We start from the raw sequence: 22,324 nt of genomic DNA on the forward strand, positions 1-22,324 counted from the left end.
CGGCCGGCTCAGCGCAGCTCCGTGATCGGGTACGGCTCGACGTCGGTGTAGTCGACGTTCTCCCCGCCCATGGCCCACACGAACGCGTAGTCGCCGGTCCCGAAGCCGCAGTGGATCGACCAGGGCGGCGAGATGACGGCCTGCCGGTCGGCGACGATGAGGTTGCGGGTCTGGTCGGGGCGGCCCATCAGGTGGACGACCCGATCGCTCGGCTCCAGGCCGAAGTACAGGTAGACCTCGGTGCGCCGGTCATGGAGGTGCGCGGGCATGGTGTTCCACATGCTGCCGGCCGCGAGCTCGGTGATGCCGAGGACGAGCTGGCAGCTCTGGATGCCCTCGGCGTGGATGAACTTGTAGATGGTGCGCTCGTTGGAGCTGCGCTGCTCACCGAGGTGGATCGGGGCGGCGTCGGCCAGCGTGCCCTTGCGCGTCGGATACGTGGCGTGCGCCGGCGTGGACACGAGGTAGAAGGCGGCCCCTCCGGCGCCGGCGAAGCAGACCTCGCGGCTGCCCTTGCCGACGTAGAGGACCTCTTTGGCACCGAGCTCGTGGTCGGCGCCGTCCACGGTGACCGTGCCCGCGTCGGTGCCGACGTTGACCACGCCGAGCTCGCGGCGGGCGAGGAAGTAGTCGGCGCGCAGCGGATCGGCCGTCTCCAGCGTCACGGGCGCGCCCGACGGACGCACACCGCCGACGACCATGCGGTCCTCGTGGCTGTAGACCATGCTGATGCCGTCGCCGAAGAGGTCTTCGATGAGGAAGCGCGAGCGGAGCGCGTCGGTGTCGAATCCCGGGATCTGGTCCGGGTCGGTGGCGTACCTGATCTTCATGTGGTCTCCCTGAGTGCGGCCGCATACGCCTGCAGGGCCAGTCCCTGACCCCATGGCTGGATCATGTCGTCGCGGATGACCGAGTAGCCGAACGGCAGCAGTTGCAGGATCGTGCCGGCGCTGGTGCGCGTGAGGGTGCCGTCGTCGGCGACGTACGCGTGCACACCGGCGAGCGCGCGCCACGCGCAGGGGCGAAGGCGCTCCGGCTCGATGCCGAGGGCGGCCGCGCGGAACATGGCGGCGGCGATGCCGGCGGCGGCGGAGGTCTCGAGGATGCCGCGGTTCTCCGGCTGCCCGTCGACCAGCACGTCCCACACTCCGTGGTCGGGCTGGTGGTCGGCCAGGGCGAGCAGCTGGCGGCGCAGCACCTCGCGGATCGGCTGCGACAGGGCTCCGCCGGCTTCGAGGTATTCGACCGACGCCAGGGCGGTCCAGGCGTTGGCGCGGCCCCAGAAGTTCCAGATCGTCCGGCCCTCGTGGGAGCCGTGCGCGTACAACCCGGTTTCGGGGTGCTGGAGGATGTCGGCATGGGCGAGGATCTGCTCGCCCGCCTCCTCGATCAGCTCGGGCCGGCCGGCGTGCACGCCGTAGTGGATGAGGAAGGTGCCGCCCATGTAGACGGTGTCGGCCCAGACGCCGCCGGGCCAGTGCTCGATGGCGCCGCCGGGCGCGCGGGTCACGGTCTCGTCGCCGTGCAGCCAGTCGAGCATGCGCTCGCACGCGTCGGCGTAGCGGCGTTCGCCGGTCGCGCCGTAGAGGTCGGCGCAGACGGCGCCCGGCGCGAGGTTGTTGACGTGGCCGAGCTCGATGCCGTCGCGCAGGTGCCGGTCGACGAACTCGGTGACGAACGGATGCACGGGGGTCAGCCGCATCATGCCCTGCAGGACGACGCCCTCGCCCCAGAACCAGTGCGTGAGGCCCATGGCGACGGCGCGGTCGGCGATGCGTCCGGCGGTCTTGGCGAGGACCTCCGGGGTGAGATCCGCCCGGTCCGCAGGCCGCCGCGGCGGCGCGGACCGGCTCGCCTGGCTGGTGTCCAGACCACGACCTTCACTCATACGTTCCGGCCCTTCTGGAGGTCGATCACGTGTGACCCGATGGACAACGTGCCGGCGCCGGATTCGAGCCGGGCGTAGGGGTTGTCGAGCTGGGGAACCGGGGCGACGGTGCCGTCGGCGGAGAGGTCGGCCGGGCGTCCGTTCGCCGTGAACGGGCCGTTCCACGTCAGGCTCAGCTCGGCCCCTTCCGGGGTGGTGAAGGCGACCCCGTCGCGGGTGAAGCGAGGGTCGGTCAGGGACGCGACGAAGTCGGGGCGGCGTCCGACGGTGCAGACCCAGGCCGTGCCCGAGCCGCGCGGCCGCAGCTCCTGCCAGGCGTCGGGCCCGGTGGTCACCGGCTCCGCCCCGCCTTCGGTGGCGAGCGCGACGTAGCCGCCGCCCTTGCGTCCGACCGTCCACACGCCCGTCTGGGTCCACTCGTCGAACTCGGCGATGGGAAACCACGCGTGGGTGTAGCCCATGACGTCGTCGTCCGGGATCCGGTACAGCGCCAGCACGGTGCCTTCGTGCTGGCGTGCCCTGGGCAGGATCCGGTTGCCCGCCCAGGCGTTGGGTCTGGCCGACGGGGAGGTGGAGGAGTTGGGCGCGTGGGTGACGAACACCTGGGTCTCCGGGCCCAGGGTGGCGCCCCAGATGTGCTCCTGGAGCCCGGGCAGGCCGGGGCGGTAGTCGTTGGCGCAGGAGAGCATCACGTCGGGGGTCTTGAACACCGTCACATCCGACCCGTACGGCCTGCTGAGCAGGTCGTGGGCGAGGCGGTACTCCCCGCGGTAGCTCTGCCTGCCCCACCACCGGTCCGGCAGGTCGTTCGCGGCCTGGCGGATCACCTCCGGCATCCGGTAGCGGCGCGCGGTGGCGATCGCGGTGGCCGGGAGGACGGCGTCGTTGAGCGCGCCGGTGCCGAAGCACAGCCACATGATCGGCGCGGTCTCCTCCAACCGCGACGACCGCAGCGTCGAGACGTAGGATCGGCCGTGGGCGCATCCGTGAATGCCGCGCCAGGAATTCGCCGCCAGGCTGAACAGCACCCGGTCCGCCACCCCCGCCGCCAGCTCCCTGATCTCGGCGTCCTCGGCGAACTCCACCAGCGAGACCAGCGCGAGCAGGTCGATCGCGAGGTAGGCGTTGGAGTCGAACTCGCTGAACCCGCCGGCGAGCTTGCGGCGCATCCACTCGGCCGCCATCTCGCGCCCGTGCGCGGCGTGCCGGGCGCCGGTCCAGCCGGTGTTGGAGAACGTCTTGTCGGCCAGCGCGGTGCCCCACAGCAGCTCAGCGGTGTGCCAGACGAGCTGGTGGTTCTCGGTGAAGTAGCACATCGCGTCGAGGCCGGGCTGGTCGATCCAGTACTTGAAGCCGAGCATCGCCTCCCGTACCCGCTCGCGCAGGCCGGGCGCCCAGGTGGGGGCCCGGTGCCAGAGGTGCGCCAGCCCGATCGCCTCGAAGTCGGCGCAGTCGGCCCTGTTGCCGATCATCCACAGGGCGCGCTCGAGACCTGTGACGGCGTACGACGGATCCTCGACGGCGCGGACCAGCTCGGCCGCCGAGGTCCCCTCCATGCAGGCGGCGTGGCGCAGGAATTCGGCCCGCCACGTGGCGGGATCGCCCTCCGGGGCCGGCCGGTACTCCCGGGGCAGGACCGCGACGGGGAACTCCCGGTACACCGGTGAGTCGCCGACGGAGACCCGCAGCATCGTCTCGCCGGTCGACAACATGGAGGCGCTCCCGGCCCCGCCGTCCTCCTCGACCTTGTCGAGCCGCAGGGTCGCCCGTCCGCCGGTCAGGCGGACGAAACGCTCCTGATCCGCCCACCGCACGCGCAGCACGGCGCCGTCCGGGCCGACGAGCGGCACCGTGCCGTCGGTGGTGCCCCAGCGGGTCACGCCCACGGCGTCGAGGACGCGTTCGGCGACGGCGTCGGTGTCCTCGCGGCCGCCGGCGCCGGGCAGCACGACGCGCACGGGCAATCCCTCCACGCGCAGCCGCAGCACATGCCTGCACTCGCGGAACGCCACCTGCCAGGAGGCGACGACCACGGTCGAGGCGCCGGAGGGCAGCCACACCCGCCGGGCACGCTCGGCGGGCTCCATGTAGGTGAAGCCGTCGGACTCCTCCAGCAGCTCACCGTTGAGGAACAGCAGCGTCGGCCCGGTGGAGGCCAGCCGGAGCGTCCGCCACTCGGCCTGGTCGACCTCCAGGACGGTGGCCGCGAGCGCGACCCGGTACTCCGGGGTGAAGCAGAACTGGCTCCAGTCCACCAGGCCGTCGGCGCCGGTGTGCACCCGGCGCCACTCCCCCGTGTGCCCCAGGTAGCGGATCGGGCCGCCTTCGGTGATCGGCTCGGTCACGGGGTCGCGCGGCAACGGCCGGTGCCGGTAGAGCTGTTCCTTGAACGGCGTCACGTCCGGGCCGTTGGTGAGGCGCCATCGGCCCCGCTCTCCCCAGGGGTCGCCGTCGGCCTCCAGGTGGTCGCCGAGGTCGTCAGCGGGCTGCGCCCAGGCGGGACTGACCAGCCAGTCCAGTACCGTGCCGCGGCCGTCGAGCGCGTGTACGGTCCGTGCTTCCATGTCCTCGACTCTCTACTTGAATCCGGTGTTGGCGATGCCGCGCACGATGTGGCGCTGGAGGAGGAGGAAGATCACCACAACCGGGATCATGCTCACCACCGACATCGCCAGGATGTAGTTGAACGGCACGGACAACTGGCTGTTGAACTGGGCCAACGCCACCGGCAGCGTGTACTTCTCGGGGTCCTGGCTGATGATCAGCGGCCACAGGAAGTCGTTCCACCGCCACATCACCGAGAAGATCGTGACCACCGCGAGGGCCGCGCCGCAGAGCGGCACCACGATCCGCGCGAAGATCCGGAACTCGCCCGCGCCGTCGATGCGGGCCGCCTCGATCAGGTCGTCGGGGATGCCCAGCATGTACTGGCGCAGCAGGAACACGCCTGTCGGTGTGGCCGCGGGCGGGATGATCAGCCCCCACAGGGAGTTCACCAGTCCCAGCTGCGCGGCCATTTGGTAGACGGGGATGAAGATGAGCTGCAGCGGGATCATGATGGTGCCGAGCACCACCAGGAACAGCACGTCACGGCCGCGGAAGTTGTACTTCGCCAGCCCGTAGGCGCACATCGTGTTGACGACCACGGTCAGCAGCGTCGCGCCGACCGTCACGATCACGCTGTTCTGCAGGTAGAGGCCGAAGTCGAAGGAGCTGAGCGCCTCGGTGTAGTTGGTCGGCGCCAGAGACGACGGCAGCAGCGCCGGCGGACGCTGGGCCAGCTCGCTCTGCGTCTTGAACGACGAGAGCACCGCCCAGACCACGGGGGCCAGGACCACGATGGTCAGCCCGATGAGGACCGCGTAGGTGAGGACCTGACCTGCCGACGGCACCCGGCCGCCGCCGATCGAGGTCCACTGAGTCCGCTTGATCGGGCTCTGAACGGGTCGAACCGGTTGCACGCTCATGTCGCCTCCTTCCGCCTGCCGTACAGGAAGTTGAGCAGGGTCAGCGCGAACACCGTGATGAACAGCACCACGGAGGCGGCCGCGGCCAGGCCGTACCGGATCGGGGACTGGAAGGCGTTCTCGTAGATGTACTGGACCATCAGCGTGGTCGCGCCGATGGGCCCTCCGCCGGTGAGCGTCCAGATGTAGTCGAACGCCTGGAAGCCGGCGATCAGGCTGAGGATCACCACCACCATCGTGGTCGGCCGCAGCAACGGCAGCGTGATCCTCCGCAGTTGCTGCCAGCTCGTGGCGCCGTCCATCCGCGCGGCCTCGTAGTACGTCGGATCGATGCCCTGCAGCCCGGCCAGGATGATGAGGATGTAGAAGCCGATGTGCATCCACAGCCCCACGAAGATCACGACAGTCATCGCCAGGCCGCCGTCCACCAGCCAGCCCGGCTGCCCCAGCCCGATCCGCGTGAGGACGGTGTTGAGCAGCCCGTTGCCCCGGTCGAAGATCCAGCCCCAGATGAGACCCACCACGACCGGCGAGAGGACGACCGGCAGGAAGAACACCGTGCGGAAGAACGCCCGGCCCTTGATGCGCCGGTTGAGCAGCAGGGCCAGCGCCACCGACAGGACCGTCGTGAGCACCACGAAGCACACGGCGAACACCACGGTGGCGCGCGCGGCGCTCCAGAACGCCTCCGAGCTGAGCAGTTCCTGGTAGTTCGCGCCGCCCACGAAGGTGAAGTCACGGCCGTTGCGGCTGTCGTAGAGGCTGATGTTGAAGTTGTTGATCGCCGGGTACACCACGAACAACCCGAAGATCAACATGTTGGGAAGGATGAACAGGTACGGCGCGAGCCGCTGGTTCCACGGCTTGACGCGACGTGCGTGGGCAGAGCTCACTTGATGTCCTCGAGCGCCTCTACTTGGTTATTTGGTGTCCTTGAGCGCCTTCTCCGCCCCGGCTCTGATCGCTTCGACCGCCTGCTCCGGCGACTGGCTCTTGGCGAGCACCTTGCCCAGCGCCTCGACGGCGGCCTTCGCCGTGGCCGCGAACGCAGGGCTGTAGGCGGTGGCGAAGTCCTGCTGCGGGGTGCGGCTCACGTCGGCGAGGAACACCTTCATGTCGGCGTCACGCTGGGGGTAGTCGACGCCGGAGGCGATGAGGTCCTTCCTGGTCGGCAGGAAGTTGGCCTCCTTGGCCAGGCGCTCCTGCGACTCCTTCGAGTTCATGTACGCGATGAAGTCGGCCGCCGCCTGCTGCCGCTTGCTCTGCTTGAACGACACCATGAACTTCCCGCCGGGGAACCCGCCGCACTCCTCCTGGCAAGGGTTCGGCGCGGCGGCCCAGGTGAACGTCGCGTCCTTGGCGAACGCGCTGACCTGCCAGTTCCCGGTGAGGTACACCGGGGTCTGCTGTGCCAGGAAGATCTCGTTCGCCGCCTTGTACTTGGTGCCGGCCTGCAGCCACAGGTCGGCGGGCATCACACCGGAGGCGTTGAGGTCGGCGAACTTCTTCACCGCGGCCGTCGCCTTCTGCGGGTCCAGCCCCACGGACGTGCCGTCCGCGCTGAAGAACGTGGTGCCGAACTGGCTCAGCATGGTGGAGAACCGGTGCCCTGAGACGTCCATCGCGATCGCGTACTGGGTCTTGTTGGCCTTCTGCACCTTCTGGGCGGCCGTCACCATCTCATCCCACTTCCAGGGCTTGCTGACGTCCGGCAGCGACACCCCGGCCTTCTTGAACTGGTCCACGTTCACCAGAGGGCCGTTCATCGTCAGGTCGCTCGGCACCCCGAGCAGCTCACCGGCCGGTCCCTTGATGTAGGCGTTGGCGCCGTCGATGAACTGGCCGTCCAGGGCCGCCTTCTGGTACTTGTTCAGGTCGAGCAGGTCGCTGCGGAAGGGTGAGATGTCCGTCAGCCGCGCCACGTCCGGCGCGTTCCCGCCGGACAGCCGGGCCTGCAGCCGCTGCTCCAGGTTGTCGAAGGGGACGATCTGGAGGTCGACCTTCACACCGGTCTTCTTCTCGTAGTCGGCGATCAGGCTGCGCGTGGCCTGCTCGTCGGGCCCGTCGGTGAAGTAGAGGTACGTCAGCGTCTTGTCTTCGACCTGTTCGGCGCTCCCGCCTCCGCTGGTCGTGCCCGGCGCGCACGCGGCGAGCGTCACTGTGGCGATGCAGAAGGCCAGGATCCGTCGCATCTTTGGGCTACCTTCCCAGATTTACATAATTGACAGGCCCGACGAACCCGAGCCGGCGGGAGATCGCGAGTGCCACGTCGGACACCCGATGCGGGACCACGTCCTGCTTCCCGATCATCCGCTCACGCGGGCCCGCCACGCTGATCGCGCAGATGGGCATGCCGCGCTCGTCGCGGATCGCGGCGCCGAAGCAGAGCACGTCCGGCTCGTTCTCGCTGTTGTCGATCGAGTACCCGCGGGCGCGGGTCTCGTCGAGCTCGGCACGCAGCCTCGCCCGGTCGGTGATCGTGGTGGGGGTGAACGCCTGCAGGTCGAGCCGGTCGATGAGGGCGTCGACCTCGTCGATCGGCAGAGCCGCGAGATAGGCCTTGCCGAGTGACGTGCTGTGCATGGGGCGCCGGACGCCGAGCAGCCGGCGGACCGCGATGGAGTGATCGGTGACGTCCTCGTGGGCGACGTACACCATCTGCTCGCCGTCGCGCACCGCCATCAGAGCGGCCTCCGACAGCTCCCGCGACAGATCCCGCAGATGCGCCTGGGCGGCGAGGTAGGGATCGAAGTTGGCCAGAGCCGCCATGCCGAGGGTCACGGCACGCTGGCCGAGCTGCACCCGCTCGGTCCCGTCCCAGTCGACGTAGCCCCGCTGACGCAACGCACCGAGGATCCGGTAGGTGGCGCTACGCGACAGACCCAGCCGCTCCGCGATCTGCACCGCCGTGATGGATCGCTCGGAGGAGAGCAACTCCAGGATCGCGAAACCGCGCTCCAGAGTCCCAGTCAGACGGTCAAGCTCGGCCATAGCACCCTCTAACGGCCCGATGAGTGGGATGTGAAACCGATGATTGGGAGGAAACTACTGACAGTTGCCGCTTAGTGTCAATAGTCGGTAATGCAGTGGTTTGCCTTACCCCATTGCCCGTTCCGACGACGCGATGGCGGTCTGCCGAGGTGGGCGAGGAGAGCGTCGTCCGCGACGCGACCGGGCCTGGAGCTGCGCAACGCGGGATCAACGGGCGGCGTGTCCAAGTGCGCCATTTAGAGAGGCGGGAACGAAGGCCGCGCCACACGCCATATCTTCATACCGCAGGTATACCAGGTAGTCTTCTGGTATGACTTCGGACATGACCACTATCAAGGTGCCCAAGACGGTGCGCGACCGACTCAACGCCATCGCGAACGAGCGAGGCCGCGGCACCACTCTGGCAGCCGTGCTGACCGACCTGCTCGACCAGCACGAAACGGAGAAGACCCGCGCCCGCCTCGCCTACCAAGAAGTGCTGGCCAAGGCCGAAGAAGACGCCGAAGCCATGGCCCGAGCCCAGCGACAGACGGAAAAGGCGATCCAGATCCTGCAAGCACGCGAGGCCGACAGGTGATCCCATTCGGCTATGTGCCGGACGACACCGTCCTGATCGAACTGGGCCGCCGGGATATGGCCCTGCACCGGCTCATCATCTCCTTCGATCGCGCCCACGTCCGTACCAGCGTGCCGTTCATCACCCTCGCCGCCGCCGAGGCGGTGCTGTCGCCCGATCAGCGGTTGGTGGTCCGCGGCGTGATCGACGTCCTGGAACATGTGCACGTGGATCCGGTCGCGGCACACACCGAGGCCGCTCGACTGGCCGAGGTGGTGGCACGCATGGAGCAACCGGCCGACATGGCCGCCGCTCATGTCGTCGCGGTCTCCCAACATCTGGACTGGCCGGTCCTGACCGCCGATGCGGGCCGCTGGGACACCATCAAGGCCCACCTACCGTGGCAGGTCGAGCTGGTCGAGATCTCCGACCTGGACTGACATGGCCTACGCCGATCGTCATGAACAGCCACGCACTCACGGTGTGGTTGACGACATGACAACCATCAAGGTGCCCGGTCGATACGGGACCGGCTCAACGCCGTCGGCGACGAGCGAGGCCGGCCACATCTCGACCGCTGGGCCGACGTCGTGTCGTTGATAGCGCTAGCAGCGCTCTTCGCTCGCTTCGACGAACAGGTCCTCGATGGTCGGGTGGTGACTGCGCGAGTGACCCACGTTTCCAGTTGGGCGAGATCGGCAGGATCTCCACCGCCAGTTGGGGGCGGTCGTGAACAGCTCTTTGAGGGCGTCGCGCCGGGTGGCATGCCACTCATTGTCACAAAGCAAGTACCTAGAGTGACGGAGAATCGCCTGAGTGGCGGTTGGGCCGCGCCATAGAAGCCGCGCGAGCGATCGCTACTGTAGTCACTGCGATCACGCGGCAGGAAAAGCTGACCCACGAGCGGCGTTTGGGTCGGGAGGTTTCGGCCTTCGCGGACAAGACGTCTCGGCAGCGCTCGCCGACGGAGCGGGCAGGCGGCACGGGAGCCGCAGCTGGCAGGGTCCGGGAGGTCAGAGCCAGCTGGCGCGGACGCTCGTGCCGGAGTCGGCGTCGGGCGGGGTGGCGAGTTCGCCTGAGCGGACGCGGTCGAGCAGCCGTCCCACCGTCTCGACGATCTCCGGGACTCGGTCGCGCAACCCGGCCACGTCGGCGGGAGAGACCTCGTCCCCGCCGACGCCGACCTCCTTCAGCACACCCTCCAGGTCCGCCAGTCGCTCAGCCAGCCACGTGAGCGGCTCGGCGGACAGTCGCTCGTCGAAGACCCGCCTCCCCGGCTCCCATCCGTCGATCGACGGATGGTGGTGGGTGCGGTCGAAGCTTCCCGGCGTCCCGGAGACCGACTCCAGCAGGTCGATCCGCCACAGCGGCCGGTCGACGGTGATGGGGCGGGCCGAGTAGATCGAGCCCTTCAGCTCACCCGGTTCGAGCCTGCGGATCTCCAGCCGGACGCCTCGCTCGGCGCCCTCCTGGCCCGGGATCGGGTCGGGGTCGACGAAGTAGATGTCACTCACGGCCACGCCGATCCGCTCGAAGCCGAACAGGTAGAGCACGGGGAACCACTTCCTTCGCAGGTCTCGGTGGAGGGGCTCCGCTTCAACGTAACCCGGGAGGCCTGGCCGGGCTACCGGACGATCAGCGTGTGCTCCCCCGCTGCCACGAGTTCGCCGATCACCGGCGCTCCCGGCACCTCGCCGGCCACCAGCAGCCCGCCCGAGGTCTGCGCGTCGGCCAGCAGGAGCAGGTCCTCCTCGGTCGTCCCACCGGCGTCGAGGTGCGGCGAGACCCAGGCCAGGTTGCGGCGGGTGCCGCCGCTGACATACCCGTCCCGCACCGCCTCCCTGGCCCCCTCCAGGTACGGCACCGCCGCGGCGTCCACGACGGCGGTGACGCCGCTGGCCCTGGCCAGCTTGAACAGGTGCCCCAGCAGGCCGAACCCGGTCACGTCCGTCGCGCACCGCGCGCCCGACGTCCGGGCGGCACGTGACGCGTCCCGGTTGAGCGTGGTCATGGACGCGATCGCCTCGGGGAAGACCTCGCCCGTGGCCTTGTGACGGGAGTTGAGCACGCCGACGCCGAGGGGCTTGGTCAGGCTCAGCGGCAGGCCGGGACGCCCGGCGTCGAGGCGCAGCAGGGCGGCGGGGTCGGCCAGGCCGGTGACGGCCATGCCGTACTTGGGCTCGGCGTCGTCGATGCTGTGCCCGCCGCCGACGGCGCAGCCCGCCTTCGCGGCCACGTCGAGGCCGCCGCGCAGCACCTCGTGGGCGAGCTCCATGGGCAGGATGTCGCGGGGCCAGCCGAGCAGGTTGAGCGCGACGAGCGGCTCGCCGCCGACGGCGTAGACGTCCGACAGGGCGTTGGCGGCGGCGATCCGGCCGAAGTCGTACGGGTCGTCGACGACCGGGGCGAAGAAGTCGACGGTGGAGACGAGGGCACGGTCGCCGTCCACGCGTACGACGGCGGCGTCGTCGCCGTGTTCGAGCCCGATCAGCAGCTCTCGTCCGGAATCTTCGTCGGAGTCGAAGGAGGGGAAGGCGGCCAGGACCGCCTCCAGCTCGCCGGGCGGGATCTTGCAACTGCATCCGCCGCCACGGGCGTACTGCGTGAGCCTGATATCCGTCATAGCGTGAAGTATCGTCTCGTTCTTGGAGGCGCGTGTGTTCTGGTGGTCACCCCGGTCTTCAAAACCGGTGGGCGGCGCGCGGCGTCGCCGGCGGGTTCGATTCCCGTGCGCCTCCGCTCAAGCTCCGCATGTCCCACTGGCTGAGGCTGATGACACCAGGCCCCATGAACGCGAGGTCCCGATGAGCGACGACGCGAGGGCGTCCGGATGACCGCCGGCCCCCGCCGGGCCGCCGACCCCATCTCCACCGGCGTCCCTCCGCCAGCCGGCGATCCGCGGCGGCGGATCCCGCGTACCGACGCCGTCCTGGCCGATCCGCGTGTGGTCGAGGCGGGTCGCGGCGTGAGCCGGGCCGCCGTCAAGGCCGCGGTCGTCGTGGCGCAACAGCAGGCCAGGGAGGGGCGCATCGCGCCGGAGGAGGTCGTGGGGGCCGCCGTGTCGGCCCTGGCCACGGGGCCACGCCGGGTGATCAACGCCACCGGGGTCCTCGTGCACACCAATCTGGGCCGCGCCCCGCTCTCCCAAGCCGCCGTCGAGGCCGTCGCGGCCGCCGCCGGGAGCACGGACGTCGAGTTCGACCTGGTGACCGGGGAGCGGGCGCGGCGTGGCCGGGCGGCGCTGGCCGCGCTGGCGGCGGCGGTTCCCGAGGCGGGGGACGTGCACGTCGTCAACAACAACGCGGCGGCCCTGGTGCTGGCGGCGACCGCGCTGGGGGCCGGGCGGGAGATCGTCATCAGCCGCGGCGAGATGGTGGCGATCGGCGACGGTTTCCGCCTCCCCGACCTGCTCGAATCCACGGGGGCGCGGCTGCGCGAGGTCGGCACCACCAATCGCACCGAGGCCCGCGACTACGCCGACGCGATCGGCGACGCCACCGGGTTCGTGCTCAAGGTCCACCCGTCCAACTTCCGCGTCGAGGGCTTCACCTCCGCCGCCTCGGTCGGCGAGCTGAGCACGCTCCCGGTGCCCGTGGTGGTGGACGTCGGCTCGGGCCTCCTCGATCCTGACCCGCTCCTCCCGGACGAGCCGGACATGCGTACGGCGCTGCGCTCGGGCGCCGCCCTGGTGACGGCCAGCGGCGACAAGCTCCTCGGCGGTCCCCAGGCCGGCCTGATCCTGGGCCGCGCCGACCTGGTGCATCGCCTGCGCCGCCATCCCCTGGCCCGCGCCCTGCGGGTGGACAAGCTGACCCTGGCGGCCCTGGAGGCCACGCTCCGCTCGGACCCGCCCGTGCGCCTCGCCCTCCACGCCGACCTGGAGGACCTGCGAAAGCGCGCCCACCGCCTCGCCGGCCTGCTGAGGGGTGCCGTGGAGTGCGACGTGGTGGGCAGCGTGAGCGTCGTGGGCGGCGGCGGAGCGCCGGGCTGTGAGCTGCCGAGCGTGGCGCTCGCCCTGCCCGAACGGCTCGCGCTCCCGCTCCGCCTGGGCGAGCCCGCCGTGGTCGGGCGGGTCGCGGGCGGCAGGCTCCTCGTCGACGTGCGCTCCGTACCGCCCGATCTCGACGACGAGCTCGTGGAGGCGATCCTGGCATGTACGTGATCGCCACGGCCGGCCACGTCGACCACGGGAAGTCCACGCTGGTCCGCGCGCTCACCGGCATCGAGCCCGACAGGTGGGCCGAGGAGCGCCGCCGCGGCATGACCATCGACCTCGGCTTCGCCTGGACGACCCTGCCGTCGGGCCGCCGGCTGGCGTTCGTGGACGTGCCGGGGCACGAGCGGTTCGTCACCAACATGCTGGCCGGGCTCGGCCCGGTGCCCGCCGTGATGTTCGTGCTGGCCGCCGACCAAGGCTGGCAGGCCCAGTCCCAGGAGCACTGGGAGGCGATCAAGGCGCTCGGCGTGGACCGTGGCCTGCTGGTGGTGACCCGGTGCGACCTCATGGATCCCGCGCTGGCGGTGGAGGAGGCCCGCGAGCGTATCCCCTGGCCGGTGGTCACGGTGAGCGGCAGCACCGGGGAGGGCCTGGATGACCTGCGGCTCGGGCTCGACCGACTGGTCGCGTCGCTGCCGCCGCCGGACCCGCGCGCTCCGGTACGCCTGTGGATCGACCGGGCCTTCACCATCACGGGCGCGGGCACGGTCGTCACGGGCACGCTCGCGGCCGGCACGCTGCGGTCCGACGACACGCTCGTGCTGGGCGGCGAGCGGGTACGGGTGAAGGCCCTGCAGGTCATGGGCGAACCGGCGACCGAGGTCACGGCCACCGCCCGCGTGGCGGTCAATCTGCGGGGCGTCGAACGCGACCGGGCGGTCCGCGGCGAGACGCTGCTCACTCCCGACGCCTGGATCGAGACGGACGTGGTGGACGCGCGACTGGATGTGCGGATGGATCCGCAGCGAGGCGAGGACATCCATCCACGCGCGCGGAGCCATGGCTCGGCCAATCAGCTCGGCCCGGTGCCCCGCGAGGCCGTCCTGCACATCGGTTCGGCATCGGTGCCGGTACGCATCCGCCCCATGAGCCCGGGCGCGCCGCTTCCGTCCGGCACGACCGGCGCCATCGCCACGGCACGATTGACGCTGGCCCGGCCGCTGCCCCTGCGCATCGGCGATCGGGCGTTGTTGCGCTGCCCGGGACGGCCGATCACGAGCGTGCTGGTGCTCGACGTGCGGCCGCCGGCGCTGCGCCGCCGTGGAGCGGGCGCGAGGCGGGCGGCGGAGCTGGCGCCGTTCGCCGGCCCCGAGGTCACGGGAGTGCCGGATGCCGCCACCGTGCTCGGCTGGCGTGGAGTGGTGCGGCGGTCCGAGCTCGTCGCCATGGGATGTGATCCGGGCGTGCTCGACGTGCCAGGGGTCGGGGACTGGGTGGTCGATCCGGCGCGGTGGGCGAGCCTGGTGGTGCGGCTGAAGGAGGTCGTGGCCGAGCACCCCGGCATCTCGGAGGACGCGGCCAGGACCGCGCTCGGCCTGCCTACCCGTGACCTGGTCGAGGCGCTAGTCAAGACCTGCCCGCCGCTGCGCCTGTCCGAGGGGCGGATCGACGGCGGCGGCGTGCCCGGGGAGGTCGTCAGCGCCGTCGAACGGCTGCGTGCCGAGCTGGCCGAGACGCCGTACCTGGCGCCGGAGGCGGCGCGGCTCCCCGAGCTCGGGCTGAGCAAGCGGACGGTGGCGCTGGCCGTGCGGGCCGGGATGGTGCTGCGGCTCACCGACGGGGTCGTGCTGCTGCCCGGGGCCGACACGGAGGCGGCACGCATCCTGGCGAAGCTGCCGCAGCCGTTCACGGCCGGGGACGCGCGCGCCGCGCTCGGCACCAACCGGCGGGTCATCATCCCGCTGCTGGAGCACCTCGACCGGCTCCGCCTCACCCGCAGGATCGACGACCGCCTCCGCGTCGTCGTCGACCAGCACGCAGCCGACCCGCAAGAGGCCGGACCGCACACAACCGGACCGCACGAAGCCTCGTCGCACCGAGCCGGGCCGCACCGAGCCGGGCCGCGCGGGGCGGCGCCGTGAGCGGGCAGGGCGAGCGCGCCCGGGCCGTGGCGGACGTGCGGGTCGGAGTCGTGCTGCCCAGGCCGCAGGAGGATCCCGGCGAGTGGCTCACCGACGCGGTGGCGTTCGAGGCGGCCGGGGCCCACGCGCTCTGGGTCGAGCACGGCGCGGCCCCGTCGCTCGACCCCCTCACGCTGACCGCCGCCCTCGCCGCGCTGACCTACCGATCGCTCCTGGCCGTGGCCGTCCCCCAGGCACCCGCGCCCCAGGCGCTCGCGACGGTGGAGCGGCTGAGCCGGGGCCGTCTCGCCCTCATCGCCGACCAGCCCCAGACAGGCACCCGGACGATGGTGCGGATCGCGGAGGGCGAGGCGTACGAGGAGGCCGGGGCGGGGAGGTGGGTGCCGGTCGCCGTGCCGGCCGGGCGGCCCGCCTGGCGGGAGACCCTGCGGCTGGCGGCCGAGCGCGGCGATCACGGTGTGCTCGTGCCCGCCGACCCGCGCCTGCTCGACCTCCTGCGCAACCCCGACGACCCGGGCGGCCGCCACGACCTCCAGCTCGCTCAGGGCTAGACGCACAACCTGTCAAAACATACGGTAAAAGCGAAAGGCACCAAAGGGAGTCCAGTCATGGACGTCAGCCGGCGGCAGTTCCTGAGCATCGGCCCGGCAGGGGCGCTCGGCGGCTCGGCCCTGGGGTTCGACCTGACCGAATCGATCAGGGTCAAGCAGCGGTTACGCATCGGGGGTTCCACCGTCTCCCACTCGCTGTGCCCGTACTGCGCCGTCGGATGCTCGCTCATCGCCCATACCAGGAAGACCGCGGGCGGCAAGACGGAGTTGCTGCAGATCGAGGGCGACCCCGACAGCCCGGTCAACGAGGGCACGCTCTGCCCGAAGGGCGCGACGTCGCTCCAACTGGCCGTCTCGCGAAGACGCGTGCCGCACCCGCTCTACCGCGCGCCGGGCGCGACCGGATGGAAGCAGGTCTCCTGGGAGTTCGCGCTCGACCGGCTCGCCAGGAACATCAAGGCCTCGCGTGACGCCACGTTCGTCACCCAGGACGCCGACGGCAACGTCGTCAACCGCTGCGAGGGCATCGCCTTCGCGGGCGGGGCGGCGTTCAGCTCCGAAGAGGGATATCTCGCCACCAAGCTGATGAGGGGGTTGGGCCTGGTTCACCTCGAACAACAGGCCCGTGTTTGACACGGTCCCACGGTGGTCAGTTTGGCCGCCACGTTCGGCCGAGGGGCCATGACCAACCATTGGCGTGACATCAGGCATGCCGACCTGATCCTCGTCAACGGCGCCAACCCGGCCGAGGCCCACCCGGTGGGCTTCCGCTGGCTCATGCGCGCCAAGCTCGACCGCGGCGCGAAGATCATCCACGCCGACCCGCGGTTCACGAGGACGTCCGCCGTCGCCGACACATACGTCCGCATCCGCACCGGAACGGACGTCGCCTACTTCGGCGGCCTCATCAATTACATCCTGCAGAACCGCCTCTACCACGACGAGTACGTGCGCTGGGCCACCAACGCCGGCTTCGTCGTCAAGGAGGGGTACGCCTTCAAGGACGGCATGTTCAACGGCTACGACCAGGAGCAGGGCGTCTACAACACCAAGCTCTGGGCGTACGAGACCGACGACGAGGGCCACGCCAGGATCGACCTCGACCACCCGCGCTCCGTCATCAACCTGCTCCGCGCCCACTACCAGCGTTACGACCCCGACACGGTCGCCCGCATCACCGGCATCCCGCGCGAGCAGTTCCTCCAGGTGGCCAGGCAGGTCGGCGAGATGGGCCGCCCGGACAAGGTCATGACCATCGTGTACGCCGTCGGCCTCACCCACCACACCACCGGCGTGCAGCTCATCCGCTCCGGCGCCCTCCTGCAACTGCTGCTCGGCAACATGGGCCGCCCCGGCGGCGGCATGAACGCCGAACGCGGCCACGCCAACATCCAGGGCAACACCGACCACGCCATCTCGTGGGACATCCTCCCCGGCTACCTGCGCATCCCGGCCCCGGGGCAGAAGGACATCAAGGCGTACCTGGACGAGAGCGCCAGCGTCAAGCAGCACCCCAGAGCGGTGAACTTCTTCGGCGAGAACTACCGCCGCTACCTGGTCAGCCTCCTCAAGGCCTGGTACGGCGAGGCCGCCACGAAGGACAACGAGTTCGCCTTCGACTACCTGCCCAAGCCCGCCGCCAACGCCTCCTGGATCTCGATCTTCGACCAGGCGCTCCGGGGAAAGATGCAGGGCATCCTGCTGTCGGGGATGACCGCGACCAGCATCGGCCCTGACTCCAACCAGGTCCTCCAGGCGCTGTCGAACCTCAAGTGGCTGTGCGTGATGGACCCGTTCGCCACCACCAGCTCGGAGTTCTGGCGGGCGCCCGGCATGGACCCGGCGAAGATCCAGACCGAGGTGTTCATGCTCCCGGCCACCCACTGGATCGAGAAGGACGGCTCGTTCACCAACAGCGGCCGCTGGGCGCAGTGGAAGGACCAGGTGCTGCCGCCGGAGGGCGAGGCCAGGCACGACCACTGGATCCTGGCCGAGCTGTTCCTGCGGGTCAGGGACCTGTACGAGACCCAGGGCGGCAAGTTCCCCGACCCCGTGCTGAAGATGGCCCTCCCCTACCGGAACCCGAGGAAGCCGGAGCTGGACGAGATCGCCCAGGAGATCAACGGCCGGGACCTGCGGACCGGCAAACGCCTGTCCACCTTCGTGGACCTCAAGGACGACGGCACCACCAGCGCCGGCGACTGGATCTACACCGGCCACTACCCGGAGGAGGGCAACCTCACCAAGCGCCGCGACGGCGTCCAGGACCCCGGCAGAAACGACCCCACCGGCATGGGCTTCTACCCGAACTGGGCGTGGAGCTGGCCCGCCAACCGCCGCATCCTCTACAACCGGGCCTCCGCCGACGAGAACGGCCGGCCGTGGGATCCCGAACGTCCCGGCATCGCCTGGGAGAACGGCCAGTGGGCAGGCGACGTGCCCGACTACCCGCCGACGACCGGGCCGGGGCCCGACGCGCCGCTGCCGTTCATCATGACCGGAGAGGGCGTGGGCCGCCTGTTCAGCAACGCGGTGGCGGACGGGCCGTTCCCCGAGCACTACGAGCCCATCGAGTCGCCGATCGCCAACCCGCTGCACCCGCAGGTGTCGGCGACGCCCGTGGCCTTCAGGTACGACGAGCGGGCCGGACGGCCGAACCGCTTCGGCACCCCGGCCGACTATCCGTACGTCGCGACGTCGTACCGGCTGACCGAGCACGAGCACTACGTCACCCAGAACGTCGAGCACCTGGTCCAGCTGCAGCCGGAGGCGTTCGTCGAGGTGCCCGCCGGGCTGGCCCGCGAGAAGGGCATCGCGACCGGCGACCGGGTGCGGGTCTCGTCCAGGCGCGGCAAGCTCGAGGTGCGGGCCGTGGTGACCAACCGGCTCGGGCCGCTGAACGTGGACGGGCGCACGGTGTACCAGATCGGCATCCCCATCCACTGGGGGTTCGTGGGCATCAACACCGGTCAGCACTGGCTGGCCAACGCCCTCACCCCGTTCGTGGGGGACGCGAGCGCGCGAACGCCCGAGTACAAGGCGTTCCTCGTCGACATCGAGAAGATCTGATGTTCGCCAGGGATCGGGTCAGGGCCGGGGAGCTGCGGGAGCGGTATCCGCACGCGGCTGAGGTCCTCCGGCTCTACCTCGCGCTGGTGGAGGTGTGGGAGTTGGTACGCGAGCGCGTGCCGGCCGACGGGACGGTGGAGTGGGCGCGGTCGTACGTCCTGCCCCGCGTCGTCGAGGCCACCGCCGCCCACGGCCCGCCCCTCCTGGCCGCGGCGGTCGCCGGGACCAGGGCCGGCGGCGACGGCCTGCTCCACGCCTGGCTCGCGCACGACGAGGATCTCACGCCCGTCGAGCGCTACCTCGCCCGCGCCACCATGCGCGTCGTCCCCGTCCAGCCGATCCCCGCCACCAATCCGGGCGGCTGCCCGGCCTGCGGCGGCCCGCCGCAGGTCAGCTACCGCACCGCCGGCGACGACCCCCTGGTCAGCGGCCGGCGCATGCTGCAGTGCGCCCGCTGCGCACACGAGTGGAGCTTCTCCGCCACGACCTGCCCCAACTGCGGCGAGACCGGCGAACGCACCCTCCACGCCGAAGCGGGCGCGGAACCCGTGGGACCGCGGATCGGCCGCGGCGCCGCGGCGGACAGCTCGGTGTTCCCGCATCTGCGGGCCGAGTCCTGCGAGACCTGTCACCACTACCTGATCGACGTCGACCTGGGCCGCGACCCGAGGGCCGTGCCGCCGGTCGACGAACTCGCCGCGGTGCCCATCGACCTGCACATGGCCGACCAGGGCTACACCAAGATCACGCCCAACCTGATGGGGTTCTGAGATGCCGCACATCACACCGGGCCAGGCGTACGGGTTCTTCACCGACACCAGCGTGTGCATCGGCTGCAAGGCCTGCGAGGTGGCCTGCAAGCAGTGGAACCAGCTGGAGGGCAACGCGCCGTCGTTCCTGGACGGCTTCGACAACACCGGCAGGCTGGACGCCGAGAACTGGCGGCACGTGCAGTTCCACGACGACGTGCCCGACGAGACCCTCTCCGAGGGCAACGGCAAGGCGTGGCTGCTGATGTCGGACGTCTGCAAGCACTGCAAGCAGGCCAGCTGCATGGAGGTCTGCCCGACGAACGCCATCATCCGCACGGAGTTCGACAGCGTCTTCATCCAGCCGGACGTGTGCAACGGCTGCCGCAACTGCATCGCGGCCTGCCCGTACGACGTGATCGGCGCCAGCCACACCACCGGCATCGCGCAGAAGTGCACCCTGTGCTACGACCGCCTCCAGAACGACATGACGCCCGCCTGCGCCAAGGCCTGCCCCACCGAGTCGATCAAGTTCGGCCCGGTCGAGGAGCTGCGCCGGACGGCCGTGGAGCGCCTGCAAACGCTGCACGCCCAGGGCGTCACCCAGGCGAGCTTGTACGGCCACGACGAGAAGGTGTACGGCGGGCTGAACGCGTTCTTCCTGCTCATGGACAAGCCCGAGAAGTACGGCCTGCCGGACGAGCGCAACGCCGTCCTGCCCAGCCGCAACAACGCCGGCGGCTACCTGACCGCCGCCGTCACCGCGGTCCTGGGCGTGCTCGGCGGCCTGATCGCGCTGCGCCGTCGCAGGGAGAAGGTGAGTTCGGAAGATGGGTGACGTCCAGCATTTCGCCGGCCCGCCCGACTGGCTGTGGTACATCCTGGCGTACTTCTTCCTCGCGGGCCTGTCCGGCGGCTCGTACGTGCTCGCCACCCTGCTCCGGCTGCGCGGCGCCCCCGGCGACGAGCCGATGGCGAGGATCGGCTACTACATCGCGTTCCCGCCGATGGTGCTCGCCCCGATTCTCCTGGCCCTCGACCTCGGACAGCCGCTGCGCTTCTGGCACATGCTCTGGAACACCACGCCCGGCCATCCGGGGGTCAACTTCAAGTACTGGTCGCCGATGTCGATCGGCTCGTGGGCGCTGATCGTCTTCGGCGCCGTCACCACGGTCTCCTTCGCCGCCTCCCTCGTCCGCGACGGCAAGCTCCGCCTGCCCCTGGTGACCTGGCTCGACAACCGCCCGTTCAACGTCTTCGGCTCGCTGTTCGGCCTGTTCATCGCCGGCTACACCGGCGTGCTGCTGTCGGTGTCGAACCAGCCGGTGTGGAGCGACACGTGGGCGCTCGGCGGCCTGTTCCTGGCCTCCGGCCTGGCCGGCTCGGCCGCGCTGATGCTGCTGCTGACCCGCTTCCGCCCGGAGGCGCGGCCCAGCGCCGGGATGTTGTCGGTCTCCGAGCGGCTGTACGCGCTGCTGGAGCTGGCGCTGATCGCGGTGTTCGCGCTGACGCTGATCGCGGCGGGCACCCAGGGCCAGGTGTTCGGCCTGCCCTGGCTCGTGCTGTGGCTGGTCGTCCTGGCGGGCCTGATCCCGGGGCTGTACGGCCTGGCCACCGAGCGTCTGTCGCCGAACGGCGCGGCGGCCCTGCGCCACTCCCTGGCCGTGCCGCTGCTGGTGCTGGCCGGCGTGCTGGCCCTCCGCGCCGCCGTGATCTTCAGCATCCAGGTGTGACTCACCGAGGCTCTGGGACCCTGCCGCCCTGGGGCGACGGGATGGCCACCGGCGCCCCTAGCAAGGGAATCCCGGGACGCCGGTGGCCAGGTGGGTCAGGCGGCCGGCTCGGCCTCCTCGGGGACGTCGAAGTGGGCGGTGCTCCGGTCGACGAACATGGCGCGGCCCTTGATGTCGGAGGTGGCCTCGGGGCCGACGATGCCGTCGTGGCCGGGCAGCTGACCGGCGCCGCCCTCGGGGCCGAGCGGGACGAGGACGACGGGCGGCTGGCGTTCGTAGGCGGTCAGCCGGCCTTCGCCGGTGATGAGCGTGCGGAGGTTGCCGGCGAGCACTTCGCCCTGCAGCCGGGCGAAGCCGGCCATGTTCCGGTCGGCGTCGGCGATGTCGCCGATGGCGAAGACCCGGTCGTGGCCGTGGACCCGCAGGTGCTCGTCGACCCGCAGGTATCCCTGGTCGTCGCGGGCCTCGGCGAGGGAGCCGCGCAGGTAGTCGGTGTGCAGGCCGACGCCGAAGCAGCGGAACCAGATGTCGCCGGTCAGCTGCTCGCCCGCCTCCGTGGTGACGGCGACCGGCGCGGCGGTGGCGGGGGCGGCGTCCGGGAGGTCGCGCAGGGGACTGCCGAGTTTGAGCTCGACCCCGAGCTTGTCCAGCTGGGCGCGGAGTTCGTCGCGGAGCGCCTGGTCGAACGGGCCCGTCAGGATGTCGGGTGCGACGTCGGCGAGGGTGACGTGCTTGTCGGGGAAGGCGGACTTGATCTCTCCCGCGAGTTCGAGGCCGACGGGGCCGGCTCCGATCAGCAGCACCCGCCGCGCCCCGGACAGTGCCTGGTGCGCCTCCCTGGCCCGGGCCTTGGCCGTCTCGGCGGCCGGCTCCTCGATCTTGGCGGGGAACGGATAGGACGAGCCGGTCGCCAGCACCAGGTAGTCGGGCTCCAGCCGCGTCCCGGAGGCGAGCGTGACCTGCCGTCCGTCCACGGCCACGGCGCGGTCGCGCAGGAACCGCCCGTTGGCGAGCAGCCGCCGGTAGGGCAGGAAGATCCGGTCCAGCCAGTCGGGCTCCACCAGGGCTCGCAGGGCGGCGAGGTTGTGCATGAAGGAGTCCGAGGGGTCGACGAGGGTCACGTCGGCGACGTCGTCGAGCAGTTTGGCCACCGTGTGGCCGCCGTACCCGCCGCCCAGGACCACCACGCTCGGCCGTCCACCAGCATTCTCGGTCATCAGCTTCTCTCCTAGCTAGCTTTCG

20 protein-coding genes and 1 tRNA gene are annotated in these 22,324 nt (G+C 70.7%); 11 read left to right on the top strand and 10 right to left on the bottom strand.

Annotated elements, in window-relative coordinates; translation table 11 throughout:
* Positions 1–8 precede the first annotated feature (8 nt).
* From kduI to ID574_RS17560, 7 genes are read right to left on the bottom strand one after another with little or no spacing between them, the layout of a single operon-like run.
* Positions 9–830, bottom strand: a complete 822-nt coding sequence (gene kduI / locus ID574_RS17530) for a 5-dehydro-4-deoxy-D-glucuronate isomerase (protein WP_188189951.1) — start codon at positions 828–830, stop codon at positions 9–11.
* Positions 827–1,888: a glycoside hydrolase family 88 protein gene (locus ID574_RS17535; protein ID WP_188189952.1), complete on the bottom strand. Its 1,062-nt coding sequence runs from the start codon at positions 1,886–1,888 to the stop codon at positions 827–829. The genes kduI and ID574_RS17535 overlap by 4 nt, the downstream gene beginning before the upstream one ends.
* Positions 1,885–4,452, bottom strand: a complete 2,568-nt coding sequence (locus ID574_RS17540; RefSeq protein WP_188189953.1) for a hypothetical protein — start codon at positions 4,450–4,452, stop codon at positions 1,885–1,887. The genes ID574_RS17535 and ID574_RS17540 overlap by 4 nt, the downstream gene beginning before the upstream one ends.
* Positions 4,453–4,464: 12 nt before the next feature.
* A complete protein-coding gene (locus tag ID574_RS17545; protein ID WP_188189954.1) occupies positions 4,465–5,355 on the bottom strand; it encodes a carbohydrate ABC transporter permease in 891 nt (296 codons plus the stop codon).
* Positions 5,352–6,248: a carbohydrate ABC transporter permease gene (locus ID574_RS17550; RefSeq protein ID WP_223166792.1), complete on the bottom strand. Its 897-nt coding sequence runs from the start codon at positions 6,246–6,248 to the stop codon at positions 5,352–5,354. Before ID574_RS17550 ends, ID574_RS17545 begins: the two co-directional genes overlap by 4 nt.
* A gap of 27 nt (positions 6,249–6,275) precedes the next feature.
* On the bottom strand, positions 6,276–7,547 hold the full coding sequence (locus ID574_RS17555; RefSeq protein WP_188189955.1) for an ABC transporter substrate-binding protein: 1,272 nt from the start codon (positions 7,545–7,547) through the stop codon (positions 6,276–6,278).
* A 7-nt stretch (positions 7,548–7,554) separates the two neighbouring features.
* Positions 7,555–8,346, bottom strand: coding sequence for an IclR family transcriptional regulator (locus ID574_RS17560; RefSeq protein ID WP_188189956.1), 792 nt, complete (start codon positions 8,344–8,346; stop codon positions 7,555–7,557).
* Between the two features lie 322 nt (positions 8,347–8,668).
* Here ID574_RS17560 and ID574_RS17565 point away from each other — a divergent pair, with 322 nt between their 5' ends.
* A complete protein-coding gene (locus tag ID574_RS17565) occupies positions 8,669–8,923 on the top strand; it encodes a hypothetical protein (RefSeq protein WP_188189957.1) in 255 nt (84 codons plus the stop codon).
* Complete coding sequence (locus tag ID574_RS17570; RefSeq protein ID WP_188189958.1) at positions 8,920–9,342, top strand: hypothetical protein; 423 nt, start codon at positions 8,920–8,922, stop codon at positions 9,340–9,342. The genes ID574_RS17565 and ID574_RS17570 overlap by 4 nt, the downstream gene beginning before the upstream one ends.
* A 573-nt stretch (positions 9,343–9,915) precedes the next feature.
* Here ID574_RS17570 and ID574_RS17575 read toward each other — a convergent pair.
* Positions 9,916–10,455 (bottom strand): hypothetical protein, encoded by a 540-nt coding sequence (locus tag ID574_RS17575; RefSeq protein WP_188189959.1) that lies wholly within the window; start codon positions 10,453–10,455, stop codon positions 9,916–9,918.
* A gap of 71 nt (positions 10,456–10,526) precedes the next feature.
* Positions 10,527–11,525: a selenide, water dikinase SelD gene (selD, locus tag ID574_RS17580; protein WP_188189960.1), complete on the bottom strand. Its 999-nt coding sequence runs from the start codon at positions 11,523–11,525 to the stop codon at positions 10,527–10,529.
* A gap of 24 nt (positions 11,526–11,549) precedes the next feature.
* Between selD and ID574_RS17585 the strand changes: the two genes are divergently transcribed.
* The 9 genes from ID574_RS17585 to nrfD all read left to right on the top strand — a co-directional run bounded on the left by ID574_RS17585 (position 11,550) and on the right by nrfD (position 21,082).
* Positions 11,550–11,642, top strand: a tRNA-Sec gene (locus tag ID574_RS17585).
* A 90-nt stretch (positions 11,643–11,732) separates the two neighbouring features.
* On the top strand, positions 11,733–13,064 hold the full coding sequence (selA, locus tag ID574_RS17590) for an L-seryl-tRNA(Sec) selenium transferase (protein WP_188189961.1): 1,332 nt from the start codon (positions 11,733–11,735) through the stop codon (positions 13,062–13,064).
* A complete protein-coding gene (locus ID574_RS17595) occupies positions 13,055–14,980 on the top strand; it encodes a selenocysteine-specific translation elongation factor (protein WP_188189962.1) in 1,926 nt (641 codons plus the stop codon). The genes selA and ID574_RS17595 overlap by 10 nt, the downstream gene beginning before the upstream one ends.
* Positions 14,977–15,531, top strand: coding sequence for a hypothetical protein (locus tag ID574_RS17600; protein WP_188189963.1), 555 nt, complete (start codon positions 14,977–14,979; stop codon positions 15,529–15,531). The genes ID574_RS17595 and ID574_RS17600 overlap by 4 nt, the downstream gene beginning before the upstream one ends.
* Before the next feature lie 57 nt (positions 15,532–15,588).
* A complete protein-coding gene (locus ID574_RS59765; RefSeq protein ID WP_223166793.1) occupies positions 15,589–16,164 on the top strand; it encodes a dehydrogenase in 576 nt (191 codons plus the stop codon).
* Positions 16,165–16,176: 12 nt separating this feature from the next.
* Positions 16,177–18,600, top strand: a complete 2,424-nt coding sequence (gene fdnG, locus ID574_RS17605; RefSeq protein ID WP_223166794.1) for a formate dehydrogenase-N subunit alpha — start codon at positions 16,177–16,179, stop codon at positions 18,598–18,600.
* Positions 18,600–19,370 (top strand): formate dehydrogenase accessory protein FdhE domain-containing protein, encoded by a 771-nt coding sequence (locus ID574_RS17610; protein ID WP_188189965.1) that lies wholly within the window; start codon positions 18,600–18,602, stop codon positions 19,368–19,370. The genes fdnG and ID574_RS17610 overlap by 1 nt, the downstream gene beginning before the upstream one ends.
* Position 19,371: 1 nt before the next feature.
* The gene (locus ID574_RS17615) at positions 19,372–20,187 is read left to right on the top strand and encodes a 4Fe-4S dicluster domain-containing protein (protein WP_188189966.1); all 816 of its coding nucleotides are present in this window, start codon (positions 19,372–19,374) and stop codon (positions 20,185–20,187) included.
* The gene (gene nrfD, locus ID574_RS17620; protein ID WP_188189967.1) at positions 20,180–21,082 is read left to right on the top strand and encodes an NrfD/PsrC family molybdoenzyme membrane anchor subunit; all 903 of its coding nucleotides are present in this window, start codon (positions 20,180–20,182) and stop codon (positions 21,080–21,082) included. The genes ID574_RS17615 and nrfD overlap by 8 nt, the downstream gene beginning before the upstream one ends.
* 95 nt (positions 21,083–21,177) lie before the next feature.
* Here the strand turns inward: nrfD and ID574_RS17625 are convergent, their stop codons facing one another.
* Complete coding sequence (locus ID574_RS17625; RefSeq protein ID WP_188189968.1) at positions 21,178–22,299, bottom strand: NAD(P)/FAD-dependent oxidoreductase; 1,122 nt, start codon at positions 22,297–22,299, stop codon at positions 21,178–21,180.
* Between the last annotated feature and the right edge of the window lie 25 nt (positions 22,300–22,324).

It is taken from the genome of Nonomuraea sp. SYSU D8015 (assembly GCF_008065375.1).
GTDB lineage: Bacteria > Actinomycetota > Actinomycetes > Streptosporangiales > Streptosporangiaceae > Nonomuraea.